General features: G+C 39.1%; 21 protein-coding genes. 14 read left to right on the top strand and 7 right to left on the bottom strand.

The window, feature by feature from the left end; all coding sequences use genetic code 11:
- Window positions 1-105: 105 nt before the first annotated feature.
- From PX700_RS06810 to PX700_RS06800, 3 genes are read right to left on the bottom strand one after another with little or no spacing between them, the layout of a single operon-like run.
- Entirely contained in the window at window positions 106-3,141 is a 3,036-nt protein-coding gene (locus PX700_RS06810; RefSeq protein WP_479520282.1) for a TonB-dependent receptor plug domain-containing protein, read from the bottom strand.
- 9 nt (window positions 3,142-3,150) lie between these two features.
- Window positions 3,151-4,230 (bottom strand): FecR family protein, encoded by a 1,080-nt coding sequence (locus tag PX700_RS06805; protein WP_479520281.1) that lies wholly within the window; start codon window positions 4,228-4,230, stop codon window positions 3,151-3,153.
- Window positions 4,227-4,793: an RNA polymerase sigma factor gene (locus PX700_RS06800; RefSeq protein ID WP_197179617.1), complete on the bottom strand. Its 567-nt coding sequence runs from the start codon at window positions 4,791-4,793 to the stop codon at window positions 4,227-4,229. The genes PX700_RS06805 and PX700_RS06800 overlap by 4 nt, the downstream gene beginning before the upstream one ends.
- A 120-nt stretch (window positions 4,794-4,913) precedes the next feature.
- On the opposite strand from PX700_RS06800, the gene PX700_RS06795 reads away from it, so the two are divergent.
- A complete protein-coding gene (locus PX700_RS06795) occupies window positions 4,914-5,429 on the top strand; it encodes a DUF2937 family protein (protein WP_415637573.1) in 516 nt (171 codons plus the stop codon).
- Here the strand turns inward: PX700_RS06795 and PX700_RS06790 are convergent.
- Window positions 5,409-6,296, bottom strand: a complete 888-nt coding sequence (locus PX700_RS06790; RefSeq protein WP_415637574.1) for a LysR family transcriptional regulator — start codon at window positions 6,294-6,296, stop codon at window positions 5,409-5,411. The genes PX700_RS06795 and PX700_RS06790 overlap by 21 nt on opposite strands.
- A 122-nt stretch (window positions 6,297-6,418) precedes the next feature.
- Between PX700_RS06790 and PX700_RS06785 the strand changes: the two genes are divergently transcribed.
- The 8 genes from PX700_RS06785 (at window position 6,419) to PX700_RS06750 (ending at window position 15,331) form a co-directional block, all read left to right on the top strand.
- Entirely contained in the window at window positions 6,419-7,069 is a 651-nt protein-coding gene (locus PX700_RS06785) for a peroxiredoxin-like family protein (protein ID WP_479520280.1), read from the top strand.
- Entirely contained in the window at window positions 7,069-7,836 is a 768-nt protein-coding gene (locus PX700_RS06780; protein ID WP_479520279.1) for a haloacid dehalogenase type II, read from the top strand. The genes PX700_RS06785 and PX700_RS06780 overlap by 1 nt, the downstream gene beginning before the upstream one ends.
- 240 nt (window positions 7,837-8,076) lie before the next feature.
- Window positions 8,077-8,685 carry a PilZ domain-containing protein gene (locus PX700_RS06775; RefSeq protein ID WP_479520278.1) on the top strand — a complete coding sequence of 203 codons (609 nt, stop codon included), beginning with the start codon at window positions 8,077-8,079 and terminating at the stop codon, window positions 8,683-8,685.
- 57 nt (window positions 8,686-8,742) lie between these two features.
- Window positions 8,743-9,798, top strand: a complete 1,056-nt coding sequence (locus tag PX700_RS06770) for an agmatine deiminase family protein (RefSeq protein WP_479520277.1) — start codon at window positions 8,743-8,745, stop codon at window positions 9,796-9,798.
- Complete coding sequence (locus tag PX700_RS06765) at window positions 9,795-10,688, top strand: carbon-nitrogen hydrolase (RefSeq protein WP_197119469.1); 894 nt, start codon at window positions 9,795-9,797, stop codon at window positions 10,686-10,688. The genes PX700_RS06770 and PX700_RS06765 overlap by 4 nt, the downstream gene beginning before the upstream one ends.
- A 59-nt stretch (window positions 10,689-10,747) precedes the next feature.
- A complete protein-coding gene (gene mfd / locus PX700_RS06760) occupies window positions 10,748-14,221 on the top strand; it encodes a transcription-repair coupling factor (protein ID WP_479520276.1) in 3,474 nt (1,157 codons plus the stop codon).
- The gene (locus PX700_RS06755; protein ID WP_415637580.1) at window positions 14,221-15,057 is read left to right on the top strand and encodes a peptidoglycan binding protein CsiV; all 837 of its coding nucleotides are present in this window, start codon (window positions 14,221-14,223) and stop codon (window positions 15,055-15,057) included. The genes mfd and PX700_RS06755 overlap by 1 nt, the downstream gene beginning before the upstream one ends.
- Before the next feature lie 19 nt (window positions 15,058-15,076).
- Window positions 15,077-15,331 carry a hypothetical protein gene (locus PX700_RS06750; protein ID WP_010554066.1) on the top strand — a complete coding sequence of 85 codons (255 nt, stop codon included), beginning with the start codon at window positions 15,077-15,079 and terminating at the stop codon, window positions 15,329-15,331.
- A 47-nt stretch (window positions 15,332-15,378) separates the two neighbouring features.
- On the opposite strand, the gene PX700_RS06745 is transcribed toward PX700_RS06750, so the two are convergent.
- The 3 genes from PX700_RS06745 to PX700_RS06735 form a co-directional block, all read right to left on the bottom strand.
- Window positions 15,379-16,731 (bottom strand): hypothetical protein, encoded by a 1,353-nt coding sequence (locus tag PX700_RS06745; RefSeq protein ID WP_024599138.1) that lies wholly within the window; start codon window positions 16,729-16,731, stop codon window positions 15,379-15,381.
- Window positions 16,732-16,835: 104 nt separating this feature from the next.
- Window positions 16,836-19,280, bottom strand: a complete 2,445-nt coding sequence (locus PX700_RS06740) for a TonB-dependent receptor (protein ID WP_479520275.1) — start codon at window positions 19,278-19,280, stop codon at window positions 16,836-16,838.
- Between the two features lie 887 nt (window positions 19,281-20,167).
- A complete protein-coding gene (locus PX700_RS06735; RefSeq protein WP_479520274.1) occupies window positions 20,168-20,593 on the bottom strand; it encodes a hypothetical protein in 426 nt (141 codons plus the stop codon).
- Window positions 20,594-20,933: 340 nt separating this feature from the next.
- Here PX700_RS06735 and ccoN point away from each other — a divergent pair, with 340 nt between their 5' ends.
- From ccoN to PX700_RS06710, 5 genes are all read left to right on the top strand, one after another.
- Window positions 20,934-22,367: a cytochrome-c oxidase, cbb3-type subunit I gene (gene ccoN / locus PX700_RS06730; protein WP_479520273.1), complete on the top strand. Its 1,434-nt coding sequence runs from the start codon at window positions 20,934-20,936 to the stop codon at window positions 22,365-22,367.
- Window positions 22,368-22,379: 12 nt separating this feature from the next.
- Window positions 22,380-23,054, top strand: coding sequence for a cytochrome-c oxidase, cbb3-type subunit II (gene ccoO / locus PX700_RS06725; protein WP_415637754.1), 675 nt, complete (start codon window positions 22,380-22,382; stop codon window positions 23,052-23,054).
- A 5-nt stretch (window positions 23,055-23,059) separates the two neighbouring features.
- Window positions 23,060-23,245 carry a cbb3-type cytochrome oxidase subunit 3 gene (locus PX700_RS06720; protein ID WP_010554061.1) on the top strand — a complete coding sequence of 62 codons (186 nt, stop codon included), beginning with the start codon at window positions 23,060-23,062 and terminating at the stop codon, window positions 23,243-23,245.
- Complete coding sequence (ccoP, locus tag PX700_RS06715; RefSeq protein WP_415637584.1) at window positions 23,242-24,279, top strand: cytochrome-c oxidase, cbb3-type subunit III; 1,038 nt, start codon at window positions 23,242-23,244, stop codon at window positions 24,277-24,279. Before PX700_RS06720 ends, ccoP begins: the two co-directional genes overlap by 4 nt.
- Window positions 24,280-24,428: 149 nt before the next feature.
- Window positions 24,429-24,920, top strand: a complete 492-nt coding sequence (locus tag PX700_RS06710) for a FixH family protein (RefSeq protein WP_479520272.1) — start codon at window positions 24,429-24,431, stop codon at window positions 24,918-24,920.

Raw genomic sequence — 24,920 nt, 5'->3', positions numbered from 1 at the left:
TTGAAGATTTTAACTTGAAAAAACAGTGAAATTTTTATGACAGTTCAAAGCGAGAAAAGGGCCTTACGGCCCTTTGAGTTAAATAACGAAAGGGAGTGTTATTAATTAAAAACGGTATTCTGCACCCATGTAGTAGTAAGCACCGTTAAAACCAAATGGAGCCGAACGACGTGAGTAGTCAAATACACCTGAGCTACTTATTACTGTGTTGCCACTAGCATCTACAATAGTACCTGAGCGAGAGTTACCTATTTCGTTTTTATCTGGGTAAACGTCAAACAAGTTGTTTGCACCAATGTTTACCGACAAATCTTCAGTAACAAAGTAGTTAACTTTAACGTCAGTTAAAATCTCTGCGCCATACGTTTGACGACCACCATCTTCTACTGTGTACTCACCAAAGCGATTAAGTGAAAGGTTAACTGTCCAATCATCACGTTGATAAAGCGCACTTAAGTTAATACGATCCTCTGGTTGCCACTCTTCAATAATAGAGATGTCTTCAGCTGAAAATATATCGTCTACATTTACTGTCTCAAGGCTTGAACCAGCAGGAGAAAATAACGATACAACATCTGTTTTAGTAAAGTTAGCTGCAAGTGTAAAATCAAGTGTGCCGCCTAAACCTTCAGTGTTCCACGTTGCTACAAAATCAACACCACGAGTTTCGGTGTCTGCACCATTTAAGAAGAACTGACCTACGCCAGCACCCGCACTATTTAGTGCAGCATCAAGGCTTGTAGATAAGCCTTTACCTAAGCGGTCACTAATTACAATACGGTCGTCAATATCAATTGAGTAGTAATCAACGGTTACGTTAATATTATCTGTAACGTTATACACAATACCTAAACTACGGTTTTGTGATTTTTCTTCTTTAAGCTTTGGAATACCTAAGCTTTGCGCAAGTGTTGAATCGTTTCTAAATGTACCAACCTCTTCTGCAACTAAATTACCATTAGCACCAACAACAAATTGCGTACTTACATTGTTGAAGTAAAGCTGCTGCATTGAAGGCGCTCTAAAACCTGAGCTTAATGCACCACGTAGTGAAATATCGTCGGTTACAGACCAGTTACCAGCAAGTTTAAAGTTTACTGTGTCGCCAAAGCCTTTGTAGTTATCGTAGCGAAGCGCACCCGATAAAATTACATCTTCAATTACATAAGCTTCTGCATCTATGTAAAATGAAATTACATCACGCGATTCATCAACTGATGATGCAGGAGACGAGCCACCAAAACCTTGTGAACCACCCGATGCGTCTTCAGAGCCAACACCGCCACTTAAACCGTTGTAAATACTTACACCGTTAGTTGTATCGTAATCGCGGTATGCGTACTCATTGCCTTCTAAAATGCGGTATTCGTCAGTACGGATTTCGCCGCCCATTGCTAAAGAATAATCATCAAAGTTTTGCGTAAAATCGATATTGATTGTTTGCAGTGATAATTCCATGCCGTAAGCGTATGCTTCACGTGGGATAGTTGTACGAATATCAGCAGCACTTAAACCTTGGTCATAACGTAAAAAGTTAGCGTATGAGGCATTGATAGTGTCACTTGTCGTGTAATCAATGCTGTTCTCACCATAGGTGTAAGATAAATCAAGGCTTGCATCGTTATCAAACTCAGTTTTATAACCAAAGTTGTACGAGATATCGTCGATAGTTGTATTAATTTTTGGTAAGAAGCCTAGCGGAATAGTCGCATCGTTATCTTGCAGTACAGGGTTACCACCTGCATTTGCATTATGGCGGAAAAATGCAGCCGACTCGTTTTCGCGTGTTGAGTAAGTAATAAAGCCGTAAAGCTCGCCATCACCTAACTCGTAACCGGTATTAATTGTTAAACCAAATTGCTGCGAATCAGCATCACCAATTCTAAATGTATCTCTATCAGCTGTTAATTCACGCGGATCGCCAGCAAGTAAAGTACCGTCACTTAGTTCTGTACAACCATAAAACTGACAAGAGCCATGTAAACCTGCACGGTTAGTCGGTGCACGGTCACGGTAATTGATAGTTGTATTTAAATAACCGTCATCACCTAGCGCAAAGCCTTTATTAAAATCAAGGTTAATGGTTTCGCCATCGCCTTCAGAATATTGACCGTAGTTAATAGCCGCTTTACCACCCTCGCTACCATCTTTAAGTACAATGTTAATAACACCTGCAATAGCATCAGAACCATACTGAGCAGCAGCGCCATCACGTAATACTTCAATGCGTTTAATTGCAGAGGCTGGAATTGCATTCATGTCAGTACCTGCGGTACCTCGCCCAACAGAGCCATTAATATGAATAATACTTGCTTGGTGACGACGTTTGCCGTTAATTAACACCAATGTTTGATCGGGACCTAAACCGCGAAGTGTCGCAGGTCTTAAAGCATCAGTACCGTCACTAATTGCAGAGCTTGAAAAGTTAAATGAAGGGGCGATAGACTGTAGCATACGACCAACTTCTGTTTGGCCTGTATTTTCAAGCGCTTCTGCACTTAAGATATCTACTGGAACGGGTAAATCTTCAACTGAACGTCCTGCTACACGGCTACCGACAATAGCAATTTTTTCAATTTTTTCTTGAGCGACTTCTTCTGCTGCGTTTACACCTTGCGAATTTACTGCAAGTAAAGCTGGTAATATTGCTGCACTGACCGCTGAAAGCTTCATCATGTTGTTATCATTCCTGTTGATTTGTTTGAGTTTTATACTCAGTAAACCATTTTGATCAACAACCGCATCGAGCTCAGTCCCACCTAGTAATGCCTCTAGGGCATCTAGCTGAGTGTAAAATCCATAAACTGAATTTGCGTCATACTGCTTTGCCAACTCATAAGAAAACACCACGGTTTGCTCTGTTTGTTTAGCATATTCAATTAAGGCTTTGTCTGCTCGCTGCGCTTTTATATCAAATTGCACCATTTGCCCAGTGGTTTGAGTTGCTGCTTGTACACTTAAACTAAAAACAGCCGGTGCAAGCACACTCAATCCACTCAATAAATGCGTTTGGTTACTGCGCAACTTATATAAACAGCTGACAAACAAAAATCCTCTATTGTTTTGTTTCTTTTTTTTAATGTTTTTTTTACGCTTAATCTTTATAGGTGAAACCTTAGTTAACATTAGTTTAATATTCATAACGTCTACTTATGATTCTGTATGGTGTTTTAGCGTTACTACATGCTCACCTAAACGCTCATGATCAATCGAAAAATTAGTCTGTAAACTCTCGAGTAAACCTTCAACGTCACCCGCTTTAAATACTCCAGCTACTTTAATACTGGCAAGCTCATCTGATGAAAGTTTGAATCGTGTAGAGGTATAACGGCTTACTTCGTTTAAAGCATCACTTAATTCTTCTCCATTAAAAATAAGCATGCCATTTTGCCATGCTAAATCGCGTTGTACGTCGTTCATTGAAAGCTGGGTAATTGGCTTTGTCACACTTTGCTCTATAATTACTTTTTCACCTGAGGTAACAATATTGGCATTAATTTGACGAATTTTTTGCGTACTATTATCTGCAAGTTGATAATCTTTAAAGTCATTTTCATCGACCGCCACACTCGGGTCGGTGATCATCACTTTACCTTCGGTCACAACAAGCTCTAAGTTTGATGATGTATTACGCTGTACATTAAAAACAGTACCCAGAGCGGTAAAACTTTTATCTCCCGCCATAACACTAAACGGGCGCGTAGCATCTTTTGCTACATTAAAACGCCCTTCTCCACGGCTTAGCAGCAACTGCCTACGACCTTTACTATAAGCAACTTCTAGTAAGCTATTAGTATTAAGCTGCACTATGGTGCCGTCTGGCAATACATAGGTTGCTTGCTCGCCTACTTTGGTTTTGTAAATTTTAGTGTAATTAACTTTTGCAAGCTCTTGGTTATAGCCGTTTTCTAAATTAATTAATAAGTAGCTGCATACCATTAGTGCTGCAAATAAACTCGCTGCAATTGAGTAAGAAAACATCCACTTATTTTTTGATAATTTAGTATTGCTTCGTTGAGGGAATAATTGGCTTAATTCATTTAATACCGAAAGTTCATCCCACAACTGGGCAAGCTCATAAATAGAGTCCTGATGAGCGGTGCTTTGCATCATCCATAATTTAAATTGCTCTTTTTCGTCATCAGTTAAACCACGATCAATCGCGCTTATCCAATCGCATGACTTTTCTAAAATTAAATCTTTTGAGTTAAATTGATGAACATTACTCATTCTGCGACCCTCTTAACTGATATAGGGTGTGCTTGAGCTTTAGGGTGCGTTTGAGAGCTTTGCTCATGTTCACGCATGTACAACATGGTTTGTAACAATCCTTTGGCAATGTGTTTTTCAACAGTGCTTTGGCTTAACTGCATTTGGTCTGCTATCTCTTTTTGGCTCATGCCGTACACTTTTTTTAATATAAAGCATTTACGAATCGATGAGCTTAATTGCTCAGTAGCTCTACAAAAAAGTAAAAAGCGCTCTTTAGATGTATATTCATCTTCGAGCTTCATTGATTTGAGTAGTACGGGTAATTCGTTATCGTTTTCTAACGAATCATTAAATTTATTGTCCCACTTAGCTATATGGTTAAGTGCTAGGTGTTTTGCTGTTTTAAGCATATAACTGCGGGTAAACTGGATGTCTTGCTTTAAATCAGCTTCATAGCTTTTTACAAAGGTTTCTTGCACAATATCTTCTACATCGTCGGGTTGAACAATGCGCGATACAAAGCGTTTGAGCTGCTTAGAAATATCAACAAATGTTGACGTGAACTTTACTTTTTTCGTCATCCTTAACATCCACCTGTTGTTATTTTTGTTGTTATTTTTATTACCGATAGATTACGAGTTTTTGATATAAAAACAAGCTCAAATGTTAATTTTGGGTTATTTAAATGGATAGGAAGATAAATGAGTAAATTTTTAGATTATATCCGCCTTAGTTTCTTTGCATTTGGTTTACTACTTGGGGTGCAAATCCCTGCATTTGTGAGCGATTTTGGCCAGGCCTTATCAGCCCAATTAATTGAAGCTAATAATGCAATTGCACCATTTAAAAACGATGCTGCTAAGTATTTTAATAATGATTTAGACAAGCTAATAAAACACTATAAAAATATTGATGATGAGATTGTGAATAAGGGGGCAAGTAATATAAGTACTCTTTACAATCGACAACAAGACTTACAGGTCGCTGTGAATCGGTTTGCTCAATCTCCGTATATATTTACTATGATCAGTGGCATGAAGGATATAAAGCAACAAGTATGGCAACGCTTTGAAGGTCAAATTATTTTAAAAAAAGACTCTATTATAGCCGCAATTGTTGCAGCTATTTTTATTGCCGTACTAGCAGAACTTACTGGTTATTTATTTTTAACTGGAGCAAAGCGCTCATTTAAACGCTTATTCACAGCTCAAAAATAACGATTTCATAAAGTCATAAAAAACATCGGTTTTACGGGTAGTTAAGCTATTTTGTGGACGCAAAAACCACACTGGCGCATCATCTTGTGCCATTACACCGGGCATAACTTCAACTAAAACTCCATTTTTAAGATCTTCATTAATCGCTATTTTAGATTTAATAGCTATACCATGGCCTGCAATAGCAGCTTGGGTCATATTATCGGAGTTTGAGATAGTAAAACGGGTTTTAGCATTAAAAGTACGGATTTTTTTATGTTCGTCAAAAAGCTTTAACTGTCGTTGCCACGGTAAACATACCCAATAATGATCGCTCAATTGCGTTAAATTTTCAGGCATGCCGTATTTTTCTATGTAACTAGGAGCTGCACAAAGTATGCGGCTATTGTTTACTATTTTACGAGAAAGCAGCCCTGAGTCATTTAATTGCCCTACTCTAATAGCAACGTCCTGTGCATCATCAACCACATTTACAAAATGATCCGTTATTAAAAAATCAAGTTTTAGTTCTGGATAAGCGTGCTCCAGCTCACTAAGTCTAGGCATTACATATTTTGAAAAAATCCAAGGCGGCATGGTTACGCGCAATAAACCACTCACTGATGAGCTTCGTGCACCAATACTATGCTCAGCATCGTGCAGTGCTTCAATTATAGCTCCCACTCGTGCGTAAAATATTTCTCCGGCTGGAGATAACCGCACTCGTCTGCTGTCTCTAAAAACAAGTACTGTAGCCAGCTCTCGCTCTAATTTACTTAAGCGATGGCTTACGGTTGCTGGCGATAAACGCTGCTCACGCGCAGCTGCAAGCACGCCTTTATTTTCAACTACGGCTATAAATGTTTCTAAGTCGCTTAAATTATACATAAAGATGCCATTGTGCACTTTTCAATGTTCAACATTTTCGAATGAAGCTTTCAGTTTTGCAATGTTTATTTAAATATGTAAAACACTATAATTGCAGATAGTCTAATTATTGAGGTTCAATCATGAGTTTAAAAGCGCAAATAGATGCCTACAACGTACAAAAAGATGCCAAATTACCGGCTGACGTTTTGGCATTAATGAACACTACAAACGAAGAACTTATTGCACAGCATATTAAAGATAATGCGTTGCAAGTTGGTCAAAAAGTAGAAAACTTCAGCTTAGCCAATCATAAAGGCGAAAACATTGAGTTTGCGGATTTATTAAAAAAAGGCCCGGTAATTATTAGCTTTTATCGTGGTGGCTGGTGCCCATATTGTAATTTAGAGCTAAAAGCACTGAACGATTACTTACCGCAATTTAAAACTCAAAGTGCTCAATTAGTAGCAATATCACCGCAGTTACCTGATGAAACACTCTCAACGGCACAAAAAAACGACCTTGAATTTGATGTGCTTTCAGATGTGAGTAAGAAAGTAGCTGAGCAGTTCGGCTTATTGTTTACACTTGATGAGCGTATTCAAGCGTTATACACACAATTTGGTATTGATTTTGAACACTACTACGGCGATAAAAGCTTTAAATTACCGCTACCTGCTACTTACGTAATAAATCAAGATGGTGTTATTACATACGCATTCTTAAGTGAAGATTACACCCTACGCGCAGAACCTATTGATGTTATGGCAGCACTTGAATCGGAGAAAAATTAATGTCTATTTTAAAATCGTTAAAAACACTGACTCTTTCATTACTTGTGGGCACAAGCCTTGTATCTGGTTATGCAGTCGCTGATGAAGCAAAAGAACAAACAAAGCCTAAAGTGCTTATTTTTGATGTAAACGAAACCCTACTTGATTTAACGTCAATGCGTACCTCTATTGGTAAAGCACTAGGCGGACGTGAAGATTTATTACCGCTGTGGTTTTCAACTATGTTGCACCATTCACTAGTAGATACTGTAAGCGGTAGTTATCACGACTTCGGACAAATCGGCGTGGCATCACTTCTTATGGTTGCGCAAAACAATAATATTGATATTACTAGTGAACAAGCCAAAACAGCGATTGTTACTCCACTTCTAACTTTACCACCACATTCTGATGTTAAAGAAGGACTGGCAAAACTCAAAGCACAAGGCTATAAATTAGTAAGCCTTACAAATTCTTCAAACAAGGGTGTAAAGGCACAGTTTGAAAGCGCAGGTTTAATGTCTTACTTTGACGCACGTTACAGCATTGAAGATATTAAAATTTATAAACCTGATTTACGTGCTTATGAGTGGGTACTTAAAGAGTTAAACGTAGCACCTGATGAAGCAATGATGTTAGCAGCGCACGGTTGGGATGTTGCTGGCGCAAAAGAAGCTGGCTTACAAACTACGTTTATTGCTCGCCCAGGTAAAGCACTTTACCCATTAGCTAAAAAGCCAGATCACGTTGTGAAAAATTTACATGAATTAGCCGCTCTACTTAAATAAGTATGTGCTGATGAATCAATACCCAAGCGGCCAATGTTAGGATGACATTGGCCGCTTTTTTATAACCGTTAAAATTATTTAGAATTTTAGTGTGTTTATTTTCATAATTAGTATCTGGCAGATTCAAATCTTAAAAAATTGAATGTAAACAAAGTATTTAGCCTGTTATGAGTTATTTTATCTGCTAGCAATTTAGTACTCACAACGCTACTATTAAATAAATACGTGGTGGAGAATATAATGAATAGTGAAAGATTAGGTGAGTTTGAGCAGTACTTTCAAATTAATGAAAGTATAAGAGTGAATTTATTCGCCGTATCGAACGGACAAGTTCCTAAATCGCAGCTTGAGCTTGAAGACGACATCCCCCCACTATTTAGATTAGCTAATGAAGTAAGTGAGCTTGAGCAAAGCTCGTTACGCCCACTGCGTAACTTAGGCGATATAGCACAAGAGCTAGCTGTATTTTTACAAGCGCAGTCACGTAAAATAGATTTAATAATGAGCCATATTTTGGCCTCAGAACAAGCCCAAGATAACGCAATTCAATGTGATAGTTACGGCGGCGGTGGTATTCGCTTTACCTCTCCTGAAGTACACTCAATTGGCCAATCATTCAGAACTAAGCTATTTTTGCACCACGAAGCCTCTGCGGTTTACTGTTACACTGAAGTTGTGTCAGTAGAAAAGCAAGATAGCGAACATTATCAATACACCCTGCTTTTCACCGCTATTAGAATCACTGACCAAGAACTAATTGTTAGAGCGAGTTTACATGCTCAAACACGCCAACTTAAAAAACGTCAAGAATTAGAACTAGCCCAAGATGATTCAAACAACGATAATTAGCTGACATCTTTTTGTAAAATGCTAAACTAACGTCATCTTAATTAGTATATAAAATTCATGAACTTTAGACTTTTACCAGAATGGGCCGAGCAAGACGCTGTTATGCTTACGTGGCCTCATAAAGACACCGATTGGGCTGATAATTTAGCACGTGTAGAACCTGTCTATGTTGAGCTTGCTAAACATATAACAACGCAGCAAAAGCTTGTTATTGTGGCACATAACAGTGCCTTAAAAATGCATATCACAGCATTGCTAAATAGCGCTAATATCTCTCTTAATCGTGTTCATTTTGTAGTAACACCTACTAACGATACCTGGGCGCGCGATCATGGTCCGCTTACTTGCGCCGCCATTGACTCACCAGAGCAACTAAAAATATATGATTTTACTTTTAATGGTTGGGGCAACAAGTTTGAAAGTACATTAGACAATCAAATTAATCGTACACTGGTAAAAGAGCTAAGTAGCAAAAAAAATCAATATCAAGCGCTCGATATGGTACTTGAAGGTGGCGGTATTGAAATAAACGAGCATGGTGTGTTGCTAACAACCAGCGAATGTTTGCTCAACAAAAACCGTAACCCCGATTTAAACCCAGCTGACATAGAAGTACTTTTAAAAGAGCATCTGGGCGCAACGAGCTTTTTATGGGTTGATCATGGCTATTTAGCGGGTGATGACACCGACAGCCACATTGATACCTTAGTACGCTTTGCACCAAATAATACCCTTGTATATGTAAAGTGCGACGATGAAACTGATGAGCACTACAGCGCACTTGATGCGATGGAAAAACAACTAAAAGCCTTTAAAACTGCCGATAACACCCCATATAACTTAATTGAGTTACCGTGGCCAAAAGCCGCTTATGACGATGAGCAAACACGCTTACCGGCTACCTACGCTAACTACTTAATTATTAATAATGCGGTGCTTGTGCCAACGTATAATGATGCCAATGATGAACATGCGCTTGCACAAGTTCAAATAGCATACCCACAACACACTATTATTGGCGTTAATTGCCAACCCATTATTGAACAATTTGGCAGCCTGCACTGTATTACAATGCAATTACCTCGTGGATTTTTAGCTGGAGCAGCACAATGACAAGCCCTGCAAAATTAACCGTTGCGTTAGTGCAACAAAGCAACAGCGATAGTGCTGAACAAAATATGGCAAAATCAATGACTGCCATTCGAGAAGCCGCTCAAAAAGGTGCAAAACTGGTTGTACTCCAAGAGCTGCACCGAAGCCTCTATTTTTGCCAAACCGAAAATGTTGACGTATTTGATTTAGCCGAAACCATTCCCGGCCCTAGCAGTAATGCCTTAGGTGAGCTTGCTAAAGAGCTAAGCATTGTAATTGTGGCCTCTTTATTTGAAAAACGTGCAACGGGCCTTTATCACAATACTGCGGTTGTATTAGAGCAAGACGGTAGCATTGCCGGTAAATACCGTAAAATGCACATTCCTGATGACCCTGGCTTTTACGAAAAATTTTACTTTACCCCAGGTGATATCGGTTTTGAGCCAATTCAAACTTCGGTGGGTAAATTAGGTGTACTGGTATGTTGGGATCAATGGTTTCCTGAAGCGGCGCGTTTAATGGCAATGGCAGGCGCTGAGGTATTAATCTACCCTACTGCTATTGGTTGGGATATAAATGACGACGTTGCTGAGCAAACTCGTCAAAAAGATGCCTGGGTTATTAGCCAGCGTGCCCATGCTGTTGCCAATGGTGTACCGGTAATTAGCTGTAACCGCGTTGGTCATGAAAGTGACCCAAGCGGACAAAGTGATGGTATTGCGTTTTGGGGAAATTCCTTCATTGCAGGCCCACAAGGTGAATTATTAGCAGAGGCTAATAATACTGATGAGCAAATATTAGTGGTAGAAATTGATCAAAAACGCTCAGAAAACGTAAGACGTATTTGGCCGTTTCTACGTGATCGACGAATTGATCACTACAAAGACCTAACAAAAATATACCGAGACTAGGTAATCTTAACTCAAGATGGCTCTTACTTGCTAAGAGCCAACTATAAATGGAGTAATAAATGGCGTTTGAGCAATGGGCAGCCTTGCCTTGGGTAAAATCTCAAAAAGATAAAATTCAATGGGGCCAGCTAAGCGGAAGTGGTTTAAGTATTGCCATTGCTGAAGGTGTTAAACAACAAGACAACTTAGTCTTGATTGTTACGCCTGATACACCAAGCGCACTGCGCCTTGAAACAGAATTAGAATATTTATTACCCGATAACCCAGTAATGGTATTTCCTGATTGGGAAACTCTGCCATACGATCACTTTTCTCCCCATCAAGATATTATTTCAGCCCGATTAGCGACATTAAACACCTTAAAAAAAGAACAACAAAGTGTGTTAATTGTGCCTGTATCTACTTTAATGTTGCGCACAGCCCCGGCCTCGTTTATTTACGGTTCAACAATAAACTTTAAAGTGGGCGACAAGCTAGACACACATAACTTTCGTGACAACCTAGAGCAAGCTGGTTATTTAAATGTTCAACAAGTAATGGAGCACGGCGAATACGCTATACGCGGCTCTATCGTTGACTTATATCCAATGGGCAGCCCGCATCCATTTAGACTCGATTTTTTTGATGACGAACTCGACACAATTCGCTTATTTGATGTAGAAACGCAGCGTTCTGATGAAAAAGTAGATAAAATTGAGCTACTTCCAGCGCATGAATTTCCTACTAACGACGCCGATATTGAACGTTTTAGAATAAGCTACCGTGAAAAGTTTGGTGCAAGCTCGCAGCAAGACTCAGTATATATGCAAGTAAGCAAAGGTAACTGGCCAGCAGGTATTGAATACTACATGCCGCTGTTTTTTGAAAAGCTAGCCACTATTTTTGACTACTTGCCAGATACAACAACCGTTATGCAGCTGGGTGATTTAGAGCATGCGGCAGATAACTTTTGGCATGATATAAATGTACGCTACGAAAATCGCAGAGTTGACCCACTTCGTCCATTACTTGAACCCAATGCGCTTTATCAGCCTATTGAAGAGCTGTTTTCTAATTTAGGTAACTTTGCACGTATTCGTTTATCTCTTGCAAAGCTTGGTACTAAAGCGGGCAATAAAAACTTAAGCGTTAGCGAGCTGCCTGCTATTCGAATTGATCATAAACAGCATGAACCTTATGGCGCGTTTATAAATTATGTAGCTGAGCAAAAAAAGAAAAAAGGCCGCATATTACTCAGTGTTGAATCCGATGGTCGTCGCGAATCATTACTGAGCATTTTAAAACCAAGCGGTTTAAAATTTAAAGAATTTGAAACACTTGAGCAATTTACAAAAAGCGCGAGTGACGTAGGTTTAATAGTAAGTCCGCTCGAGCAAAGTGTAGTACTGGGCACTAAACCCAGCCTTTCTATTATTACCGAGCAAGAACTGCTAGGCATTAAAGTATCTCAGCGCAGACGCCGCAAGCACAAGTATGAAGCCAGTCAAGATGCGCTCATTCGTAACTTAGCCGAGCTTAAGGAAGGTCAGCCTGTTGTGCATCTCGATCATGGTGTTGGTCGCTATCAGGGTTTGCAAACAATTGATGCTGCAGGTGTAATTACTGAGTTTGTTACCATCACATATGCAAGTGAAGCTAAATTGTACGTACCAGTATCGGCGCTACATATGCTTAGCCGCTACTCGGGTGGTGAAGAAGCCAGCGCCCCGCTGCATAAGCTTGGCTCAGATGCATGGGAAAAAGCTAAAAAGCGAGCGGCTGAAAAAGTCCGCGATGTTGCCGCCGAATTACTGGATATTTATGCACAACGCCAAGCAAAACCAGGTAATAAATTTACCCTAGATGCCCCTGCATATCGCCAATTTAGCGATAGCTTCCCATTTGAGGAAACTGACGATCAGCGCAACGCCATAGAAGCCGTATTAGGTGATATGCAATCAAAGCAAGCCATGGACCGATTAGTGTGTGGTGACGTAGGCTTTGGTAAAACAGAAGTAGCCATGCGCGCTGCTTTTGTAGCGGTTAACGATGATAAACAAGTGGCAATTTTAGTGCCTACCACTTTACTGGCTCAACAACACTTTGAAAACTTTAAAGACCGTTTTGCTGATTTTCCTATTGAAGTAGGTGTACTTTCGCGCTTTAACTCCACTAAAGAGCAAAAAGACACGCTTGAGAAAATGGCCAACGGTAAGCTCGATATAGTTATCGGCACGCACAAACTTATTCAGCAAGACATTAAGTTTAACGACTTAGGTTTACTCATTGTTGATGAAGAACATCGCTTTGGTGTACGCCAAAAAGAAAAGATTAAAGCACTACGTGCCGATGTAGACATACTTACACTCACTGCAACGCCAATACCGCGTACACTTAATATGGCTATGAGTGGCATGCGTGATTTATCAATTATCGCGACCCCGCCAGCTAAACGTTTAGCGGTTAAAACCTTTGTACGCCAACGCGATGTAGAACTAATACGCGAAGCGGTACTGCGTGAAATTAAACGCGGTGGCCAAGTTTACTTTTTGCATAACAATGTAGAAACTATTGAGCGTGTTGCACAAGAGATCAGTGAATGGGTGCCTGAAGCAAGCGTAACCTCAGCTCACGGTCAAATGCGCGAGCAAGAGCTTGAGCAAATAATGACTGACTTCTATCATCAAAAATACAACGTGTTGGTATGTACCACGATTATCGAAACCGGTATCGATGTACCTACAGCCAATACCATTATTATGGATAGAGCAGATAAACTCGGCCTTGCACAGTTACACCAATTACGTGGACGAGTTGGCCGAAGCCATCATCAAGCGTATGCCTATTTACTCACAGGTGACCCTAAAGCACTCTCTAAAGATGCGAGTAAACGCTTACAAGCAATCGAATCATTGGAAGATTTAGGCGCGGGTTTTGCCCTTGCTACACACGATTTAGAAATTCGTGGTGCGGGTGAGTTACTTGGCGACGATCAATCAGGTCAAATGCAAACTATCGGTTTTAGTTTGTACATGGAAATGCTCGAGCAAGCTGTAAATGCGCTACGTGAAGGTAAAGAGCCAACACTTGAAAACCTACTTCAAAAACAAACCGAAGTGGATTTAAAACTAGCTGCACTATTACCTGATGATTACATACACGATGTAAATGCACGCTTAGGTATGTACAAGCGCGTTGCAAGTTGTGCTAACCTTGATGACATGGATGAACTGCAAGTTGAGTTGATAGACCGTTTTGGTTTACTGCCAGATGCCGCTAAAAACTTGTTTAGTTTACAACAGCTTAAAATGCAGGCCAGTAACTTAGGTATAACAAAAATTGAGGCTAATCCAAAAGGCGGTTACTTTGAGTTTAGCCAAGATACTAAGGTTAACCCTAGCTTCATTATAGGTTTGATACAAAGTGCGCCTAAGGTGTACAAAATGGATGGCGCAAATAAACTGCGCTTTGCAATTAGTGAGGCTAATGCCCGCGAACGCTTAAAAATGGTCACTGCAATGATTGCAGATTTCGAAAAAAAGGTTAGCCATTAATGTTGCTAAAAAAATCGCTTGTTATTTTATGCTGCTTATTTAGTAGCACTGCATTTGCAGAGCGTTGGTTTGAGGTTGAGGTGCTGGTATTTAAACAGCGCCCTGCTCCGTATTTACAAGAAGACTTTACCCTTAAGCACAAAGCTATTGAGGATAAAAACTCTCTAGATTTAATGACGCCACTTTACACAGAGCAAGCAATGCAAGCCTGTATAGATGGCGATGAGCGTTTTCAAAAACGCTCTTTTACCGATTCCTTAGTTAATTCAAACCCGCAATCGGGTGTATGCAGTGACAGTACAAACTACTTACAAAGCTACGATGAGCTACCTGTCACACCTCTAGCTCCCGCTAAAGATGATATGCAGCAAACTTATTTATTAGCGCCAGAACAACTGCAATTTAAAGCGCAGTACCAACAGCTAGATCGCAAAGGATTAACACCTATTCTACATACTGGTTGGCGCTTTGAAGGCGCAAGTAAATCGCGTGCACCAAGTATGCATTTAATAGCAGGTAAACATCTTAAAATTGATTCCAACGTAATCCCTAGCTATTCAAATCCTGATTTTGTAAGTTTATTAAATTCACAACCTGAACTATTTAACTACCCAGACCAATCAAAAGTAGAATGGGAACTAGACGGTTTATTTAAAATACACTTACGACATTATTTATACATTACAGCTAATTTTGATATTAGCCAAAAGCTAGAAAATGGCGATATAGAGTCAGCCCGCTTTTCTCAGTTTAGACGTGTAATAAGTGGTGAAGTACATTACTTTGACCACCCACGAATGGGCATGATCGTCCAAATCAGAAAATTCAAACATTAATACTAAATAGGATATAACAATGAAAAAACTCCTTATCATCGCAGCTACATTAAGCCTTGCGGCTTGTTCTAAAGTAAGCCTTGAAAGCTACGAAAAAATTAAAGTAGGTATGGATAAGACTGAAGTGGAAACCATTTTAGGCAGTGCTGATAACTGTGTTGAAAAAACACTGCATACTAATTGTGTGTGGGGCGATGAAGCGAAAAATATCGAGATCACGCTAGTGTCAGACAAAGTAACGTTATACAGCAAGCATGGTTTAGCTAATAAATAAATTTAAAAAAAGGACTGATTTTATCAGTCCCTTTTTTATTCATAAGCTTACTTTTTCGAGTAAATAAGCTCAATATTGACGATTTTACTGCGATTTAACGTTATTTTATAGCGTTGGTAAAGTGTTCTATCTTCCTCAGTCAGCACAAGCACCATGTTAAGTTGGTAGCGCCGTTCAACCGCCTGTTTAGATATTTTATTACTGTCTAAATGATATAACTTCCCTTCACCACGTTTTAAATAACGCGCAAATGGCGCAAGACTAAATTGCAGAGTTTGTTGCAAGGTATCGTAACCAGGTAAAAATTCTTTTGCACTTACACGCGTTTCACTCGCAAAATGTAACCACTGCGCAGCTTGTTTATTTTGCTGTCGACGTTTTGAAAATATAGATTTTACTTCTTTAGGGATTTTTTTAAAGCGTGTGTATTCAAGCCAAATTAGCTGACTCGCTATTTTGTCTTTGGTAATACTATTTTTAAAACTAAATCGCCACTTGGGTCGCCCTTGTACAATAGCTCGCCAAATCATACGCGTAATATCTTCTTTAAATATCTCACGCAGACCGTAAATAACCCCCAAAATTAAAATAAGCGTCGCGGTGACTTCAGTAAACGTTGAGCGAGCATTAAGTATCACAACCATCACAAATGCCATTATAACGGCTGTTACCGTGCCCTTAACTAATCGCTTAAGGTAGCTATTAAGAAACCGCGTTTGACGCTGTAATATAACGCCATGCTCAATTAAGCGTTGTAGCAAGCGCATTTTATTTGTTATTCGATTAGCGTCTTGCATTGTGGTTTCAGAATTATAGTTTTTGTCAGCCCGGTACGCATTTTCGTTTTTACAAAACTGCATTAAATCGTTACGTTCTTTTGCATAATCGCTACTACGGGGGCCTTCATCTAAAAGCTTTAAAAAAGATTGCTCAACATGCCAACTTAAATAGTTATCAGCATTGGTAAAAAATGGCAGTAGCTTTTCGTCATCTGGCGTATAACGGCGCAGCTTTTTTAAAAGCCCTTCACTTTGTTCATATACTTCGTTAGCACGTTTATAAAAATCTTCGGCTTCATCAATTTTTAACGCGTCTTTTATATCGGCATCAAGGGCTAAACGCACTTGATAACAAAATAAGTTAAGATTTTGACGATAATCTTGTTGCTCACCTTTATTTTTACTCACAAAGCGGCTTCGCACTAAAGGCAGGTGTATATTATTCGCGTTATACGCTAAATGGGATTTGAAGTGGTTATTAAAGTAAGATTCTTCGGTAAGCGTTTGCGGATTAATCCCCATTTCATTAGGGATAGAAAAATACAGATCTATGCGCTGCTCAGAACGAGGAGTTAGTTCTGGCTCAATGACAAAAGATAAGTTTTCATCTTGTTTTAACAATCAGTTCTCCTTCTAAAATATCGTTTTAGTGTACTTGTCTCCTTTGTTTTGTTCAATAAAAAAGGCCCAGTAAATACTGAGCCTTAATACGATTAATGTGCTAGTTAAAACTTGTAGTTTACACTTGCAAAAATACGTGAACCAATTACATCGTAAACCTCAGGAACTGTACCCATATCGTTACCGCCTAATACTTTCTCAGGCTCTTTATCGAAAATGTTGTTCATACCACCAGTAAATCTCAATGCATCATTCAAGTTATAGCTCATTGAAATATCGTGGTAAATAATGTTGTCAGTACTAAAATTTTCGCCGTAGTATTCACCATCCATTCCACGAATGAATCGTGCGTTATAGAGGATATTTAATGAATCAGTAAGATCGTAATTAACTGAAAGGTTTGACTTTATTTTAGAATAGCCACCAAAGTTGCCATCGATAGTGCCTGTATAATTAATGTCATCTTCTTCAAACTTAATTAGATAAGTTGTATCAAGATTTATCCTGTACCTATCACCAGTGTAACTAATATTCCAATCAACCCCAGATGTTTTTTGAGAGCCAACATTAGTTAGTAGAGAGGTTAAGTCAGATAAATCACCAGCTTGGCTCACTCTAATTGATGAACATGAATCTGTATCGCCTGCAAAACAAGAATTCAATTCATTCTGAACGTCCAAACGGGTAATTGCATTAGTAATATCAAACTTCCAGTAATCTAAAGTACTTGATAAGCCATCAGTAACTTCCCAAACCATACCAAAAGTGAATGAACGGCTCTCTTCAGCTTGTAGGTCATCATCACTTGCACGGTTTACAAGTATTTGAGCATCTGTAGCGTTTCCCCATGGATCTGATAAGTAATCATAAGAACCTGAATTTCCGCCAAACAATTCAGCAACATTTGGTGCTCTAAAGCCAGTAGCTAATACAGAGCGCACCATAAATTCATCAGTGACATTCCAAGTTGCACCTAGTTTCCAGGTTATTTCGCCACCAAAGGTAGAATAATTATCGTAACGAGCCGCGCCTTCTAATGATACAGACTCCAAAACTGGTATTGATGTCTCAAAATAGACTGACTGTACAGAATAGTCGCCATCTGTAGAATCCTGCTGTGCTGAAGAACTTTCGCCTAATTGAGTAATTAAATCAGGGGTATAAAAACCACTTTCAAAACGGTTTTCAATACCTATAGCATAACCAATATCACTTTCTGTTACATTGCTGTATCCAGCAGAAAGAACGAACTGCTCATTGCCGCCCTCATTATTCTCCATAAATATTGAATTGTTAGCTGTTAAGAAGTCGCGTTCTAGAGGCTCGCCACTAAACCAAATATCCTGATTAGCATAAATACTTTCTTCTACTCTGACGGCGTTAATTGAATTTTTTACGCTATCCTTAGAGTCATTTCGTCCATAAGTTGCACTTATATCCCAGCTAGCATCATTATCTAAAAGTCCCTGTAAAGAGACTGAAGCTCTGTAAGTATCAGTTTCTTGTTCATAGAGACGAGGACCAGCATCAGCCATCCTTCTTTTATATTCTAATGTATCAGCTAGCGTACCATTTTCAGAAAATGAATTGGTATATTTAGCATTTAGTCTATCGGTTTTTAAATCGATCGTTATCGGTTGCGGTGCTAATTGCTGTGATGATTCACGGCGCGTATACATTAAATCGATATTTAAAGTTGTATCTGAATCAAGTTCAGTATCATAGCTTGTAAAAATACTATACAAATCATTGGGTGTTTGTGCATAGCTAGATGTAGTGAAATCATAAGACGTTGTTCTATCTTTAAAATCACCATTACCAACGGAGGTTCTACCGCCTAATGTACCTTGTGGTATCCAAGATGATTGCCCTGCATCCACAAAGCGTCGATCAGATTGAATTATTTCTCCGCGACCAGAGTACTGAGCGCCAACGACAAAATTACCATCCGCTACCTGCATACCGTGGAGTATACTAAAACCGTAATTATTCCCGTCATTCTTTGTTGTTCTACTTCCGTCAATATTAAGTTCCGTGCCTTCAAAATCTTTCTTAGTGATTATATTTACAACACCAGCTATGGCATCAGAACCATATACTGCAGACGCACCATCTTTTAATATTTCAATAGACTTAATCATTGCGACTGGAATAGTATTTAAATCGACAGAAGAATCAGCGCCAGTACCAGATGACACCATTCTGCGGCCATTCAATAGAACCAAGGTACGTTGAGAGCTCATTCCACGTAAGTTTACTGTTGCAGAACCGCCTGAACCATTATTACTAGTACCACCTAAGCTTGTACCTGCAACTGAAGGTTGATTTGAAAGTACATCAGCAACTGATGTATAACCACTTTTGGTAATAAAATCATCGCCAATGACGGTAATAGGGCTTGACGTTTCCATATCAGTGCGATTAATACGAGAACCCGTCACTTGAATTTTTTCGATTGATTTTGCAGCTTCGTCTGCCGCTAAAACTTGCACACTTGAGAACATTGGGATCGCTGCAATTACAGCTAAACCAAGAGTTGATTTTTTCATGAAAGAACCCTACTTGTTGGAAATTTACCTTTATTGGTAATGCTCACTTTTTATTAGAATAGTGAGTCAGGCGGGCAACTTAGGCGCTTCTAACTGAACGAAAACTTAACGTCTGTTTATTTTATATATCACAACAAAATAGAATAACTTCATTAGGAACATACGTTACAACTTGTTTCATTGTTAACAAGTAAATACATAGTAATATCAAAACTTTGAGTACAAATAAACACTTAATAAACACACCTGAAATCAAAGTGATTCACTTTGTAATCAAATGTAATTAACTGAGCCATGTACCAAAAACAGACAAATTAACAAGTTAATCACAGTGCATTATTAAAACCGCAAAACTAAATGTTAATTACTAACCATATTTATGCATGCTTAGCGATTAAATAGTCTGATTTAGCTACTTTAAGACGTTTTTTGATTAGATTTTTTATTCAGTCGGAATTAAAGTTGAACTTTTTGAGAGCACTCATTCACCATTGAAACTTTATCAGTATCAAAACCTAAAAAGGCAATTTTATTGATCTTGTCACTCAAATAATCGTATGTATAAGAAAACGAACTCACATCAAAAATGTAAGCTGTATGCAAGAGTTTGCAGCCGCAACTTTAGGGTCTGTTGATCTTTGCGGATTAAAATTTGTTCAAATTAGGGGCTATTTAATTGCGGCGCGAGATTTGTAACCTAGTCGACTAAGTAAAAACCGAGCAACAAAGAGTAAATAGCCCCTAGGAAGAACCTTTTGGGCAGCGCCTGTTTGGCATTAATGCTACGTTATCGCCTATTTATGGGGAATAACCACACTGCATAGGCTCTGCCTTGCCTAAATACCAAACAGACTGCTGCAAATTTAACCTTGAAAGATCAACAGACCCTAATAAGTTACGTAAAAAGAATAATTGAGAGTTTGTATTACAGAGGTTGTATTATCTTTAACAGTTAGCTCTAAATTCCAAAGCATATTTTGCTCGGAACAAATGCCAACCATAGTATTACTTTGCCAAAGATCATTATGTTTTTTAAACTGCTGAGGAATGTAGCCCATATACATAGTGATGCCTTTAAGCTTGGCATCTTCAATTGTAACGTTTGCAGGTAAATCACTAAAAATAGTAAATGGGGTTTCGGGTGAGAGCGTTTGTTCGCTTAACCACACTTTAACACCGTTTGAAAAAGTACACGGCAAATTAGCTTCGCACATGCCATTTTTAAGAAATTCTTTATCTGTGTTTTTAGAAAAATCACACGCTGTTAATAAAAAAAACACCGCCGTAAATAAACTTAACCTGTATGTAAGCATAACAATTTCGCACTAAAGAAAAGCAAATACTAATAATCGTGACTATAAATAACAAGTGCGAGTGTTACTATTAGGCCAAATTAGGCACAAACTGTATCAAAAAATAAACAACAAGCTCACAAAGTTTGATTGATGTCATAATTTTATGTAATTGACCTATCTTTTTTAGGCCAAAAAATTTATCATTTCACCCGCAAAAAATAAGGGTTTCTCAAGTTTTTTTTCTGAAGCTTTCATGTATTGAAAGTTTTAGATAACACGCTTGGGGAAAATAGTAGGCCCCACTTTTAAAGGTGGGTAATTCATTTCTAAACGCATTTATTGCAGCGGAAGCCAGAAAATGAGCCAAACAGTAGCATCACAAACTGAGTATAACTATAAGGTTGTACGCCAATTCGCTATTATGACAGTGATTTGGGGCATCGTTGGCATGAGTATTGGGGTTCTGATTGCTGCCCAATTAGCTTGGCCAGCACTTAACTTTGATACACCATGGTTAACTTACTCTCGACTACGTCCGTTACACACGAACGCAGTAATTTTCGCATTTGGTACTAGTGCACTTTTTGCGACGTCTTATTATGTCGTACAACGTACTTGTCAAACGCGTCTTTTCTCAGACAAACTTGCCGCCTTTTCTTTCTGGGGCTGGCAGCTAGTTATTGTATTAGCAGTAATAACGCTTCCTTTAGGTATTACTAGCTCAAAAGAATATGCAGAACTTGAATGGCCAATCGATATTTTAATCGCTGTGGTTTGGATTGTTTACGCAGTTGTATTTTTTGGTACTTTGATTAAGCGTAAAGTGTCGCATATTTATGTTGCTAACTGGTTCTACGCTGGCTTTATTATTACTGTTGCAGTTCTTCATATTGTAAATAGTATGGCAGTGCCTGTGTCGTTAACTAAATCATACTCAATCTATGCAGGTGCGGTAGATGCGATGGTTCAGTGGTGGTACGGTCATAACGCTGTAGGCTTCCTACTAACTGCTGGTTTCTTGGGTATGATGTATTACTTTGTACCAAAACAAGCAGGTCGTCCGGTGTATTCATACCGTTTATCGGTAGTTCACTTTTGGGCTTTAATTTCATTATATATCTGGGCTGGCCCTCATCACCTTCATTACACAGCGCTTCCTGATTGGACGCAAAGTTTAGGTATGGTTATGTCTATTATTTTATTCGTACCGTCTTGGGGTGGTATGATTAACGGTATTATGACGCTATCAGGCGCGTGGCATAAACTACGTACCGACCCAGTACTGCGTTTCTTAGTTGTTTCATTGTCTTTCTACGGTATGTCTACGTTTGAAGGTCCTATGATGGCAATTAAATCTGTAAATGCGTTATCTCACTACACAGATTGGACAATCGGCCACGTACACTCAGGTGCGCTAGGTTGGGTTGCTATGATTTCAATTGGTGCTATTTATCACTTGATCCCTGCATTATTCGCGCAAGGTCGTATGTATAGCGTTAAATTGGTTAATACCCACTTCTGGTTACACACTGTAGGTGTTGTTTTATACATCGTTGCAATGTGGATTTCAGGTGTAATGCAAGGTCTAATGTGGCGTGCAGTAAATGCTGACGGTACATTGATGTACAGCTTTGTGCAGTCTTTAGAAGCGTCGCATCCTTTCTATATCATGCGCTTTGTAGGCGGTGTATTCATCGTAGCAGGTATGTTAGTTATGGCTTATAACGTTTACCGTACTATTTCAGCTGAGAAAGAATCTCTGAAACTAGACGCGCAAGCACAATTAGCATAACGGAGTGAGATGATGAGCAAGAAAAATTCACAAAACAAACATGAAATAGTAGAAAAGAACGTTGGCCTTATGGCTATCCTGACTGTTTTTGCTATTAGCTTTGGCGCCTTAGTTGAAATTACTCCGCTAATGTTCCAAGACGATACAACTAAGCCAGTAGAAGGCCTTCGCCCTCTTAACGCTTTAGAAATGGAAGGCCGAGATATATACGTGCGTGAAGGTTGTTCTAACTGTCACTCACAAATGATTCGTCCTTTTCGTGATGAAGTTGAGCGTTATGGTCACTACTCTGTAGCCGGTGAATCTGTTTGGGACCATCCGTTTTTATGGGGTTCTAAGCGTACTGGTCCTGACTTGGCTCGTGTTGGTAAGCGCTACTCGGACGATTGGCACTATGCGCACTTAGTAGATCCACGTGCAGTGGTTCCTGAGTCAAACATGCCAGGCTTTCCTTGGTTAGCAGAGAATACGGTTGATACCAGCCTTACTCTGAAAAAACTACAAATTTTCCGTGATACTTTTGCTATTAACCCTGAAAACCCAAAACATCCGGGCTTAGGCTATGGCAGCGACGAAGAACTTAAAGCTGATGTTGAAAAAGTTAACGCTATGAATAACAGCGAAGGCGCAACAGAGATGCAAGCTCTAATCGCGTATTTACAGCAACTTGGCACCCACTTGAAGTAAAAATTATGGATTACGGAACATACAGAGGCATTTTGACTCTGGTAATTTTAGTATTGTTTATTGTGATTGTTGCATGGGCATATAGCAAGAGAAGCAAAACTCGTTTTGACAGCGCCGCTAATGCCATTTTCGAAGATGAAAAAAAACATGACAACACACTCTCTAACGAGGAAAAGGAGTCTGAAAAATGACTAGCTTTTGGAGTATTTGGGTTATTGTATTAACCCTTGCATGCTTATGCATCATTTTTGGCCTGTTAGTTTGGAACTTAAAAAACTACGCTGGCGTAAAGGAAGGTGAAAGCTGTGGACATGAATTTGACGGCATTGAAGAGCTAAATAATCCACTACCTAAATGGTGGACTTACATGTTTTTCGCAACCTTTATTTGGTCTGTATACTATCTTGCGGCTTACCCGGGTTTAGGCAACTGGGAAGGTTTAGGTAAATGGACGAGCTCTAACCAAGGTATAACTTCTTTAGCTGAATCTAAAGAAGCGATTGCTAAAGCGAAAGAAGAAGGTCGCTTTGTAAAACTTGATAAAGAGTACGAAGCTGCAGAAGAACGCTTCGGTCCTATTTTTAATAGACTGGCGCAGGTACCTGTTTTAGATTTAGTTAATTCTAAGTTTGAAGGTGACGCTGCGCAACAAGTTGCTCTTGAAAATGGCAACAAACATGAGCAAACAGATGGTCAATTAGCCATTGAAATTGGTCAGCGTTTATTTTCACAAAACTGTGCGCAATGTCATGGCTCTGATGCACGTGGTGGTACTGGCTTCCCTAACCTAACTGATAAAGATTGGTTGTATGGCGGAACACCAGATAAAATTAGAGAGACATTGCTACTTGGTCGTATTGCAGCAATGCCAGCTTGGGGTCCAGCTCTTGGTGAGCAAGGCGTTAAAGAAATGACAGCACATGTGCTGAGCCTTTCTGGTCGTACTGTTAACCAAAAAGATGCAACCGCAGGTGCAGCAAAATTTGCAATGATGTGTGCTGCATGTCACGGTGCTGACGGTAACGGGTCGGTTGCACATAACCTTCCATTTGGCGCGCCTAACCTGACTGATAACATTTGGTTATATGGTGGCTCTCAACGTGCAGTTGAAGAAACACTTAACCACGGTCGTGCTGGTGTAATGCCTGCTTGGAAAGACATTTTAGGTGAAGAAAAAATTCACTTATTAACTGCCTACGTTTACAGTTTATCGCAAGATAAATAAGTACACGGTTAATAAAATGTTTATAAATTAATTTATTTAATTCAATAGATTAATCCAGATCAAAAAAGCCTCCACTGTGAGGCTTTTTTTTAGTCTTTTACGTATAAATCCTATAAAATAGCCCTTCCTAAACTTACTTTAGAGACACTATGCAACCTACTCCGTGGTATAAAAATTTTTGGCCTTGGTTTTTAATCTTTTTTCCGTTAGTTGCCATTATTGGCTGTATTAGCTTATTTATTACAGCAATAGGTAACGGTCCAGATATGGTTGTTGACGACTACTATAAAAAAGGTAAAGCAATCAACTTAGAGCTGACTAAGTTTGAAAAAGCAAAGGCACTTTATTTACATGGCGAGTTAAATGTAACTAACGAACGTGTAAGCTTTAAATTTACAAAAGGCGACAGCAGCAATGTGCATGTGTTAAAACTCTCGTTTTATCATCGCACAATTAAAGCGCATGATTTTACAGCTACTCTAACCCCTAATGCGAATCAAGAATTTACTGCACTACTTGATAATTACACACCAGGTGCTTACTCAGTATTTATTGAACCAATTGATGGCAGTTGGAAAATGAAAGAAAATATAGCGTTACCAACTGAACAGACCCTTTTAGTTACTCCTAATTATAAGTAG

The organism is Pseudoalteromonas sp. TP27, from assembly GCF_056470645.1.
This window is presented reverse-complemented; position numbering and strand designations above follow the sequence as displayed.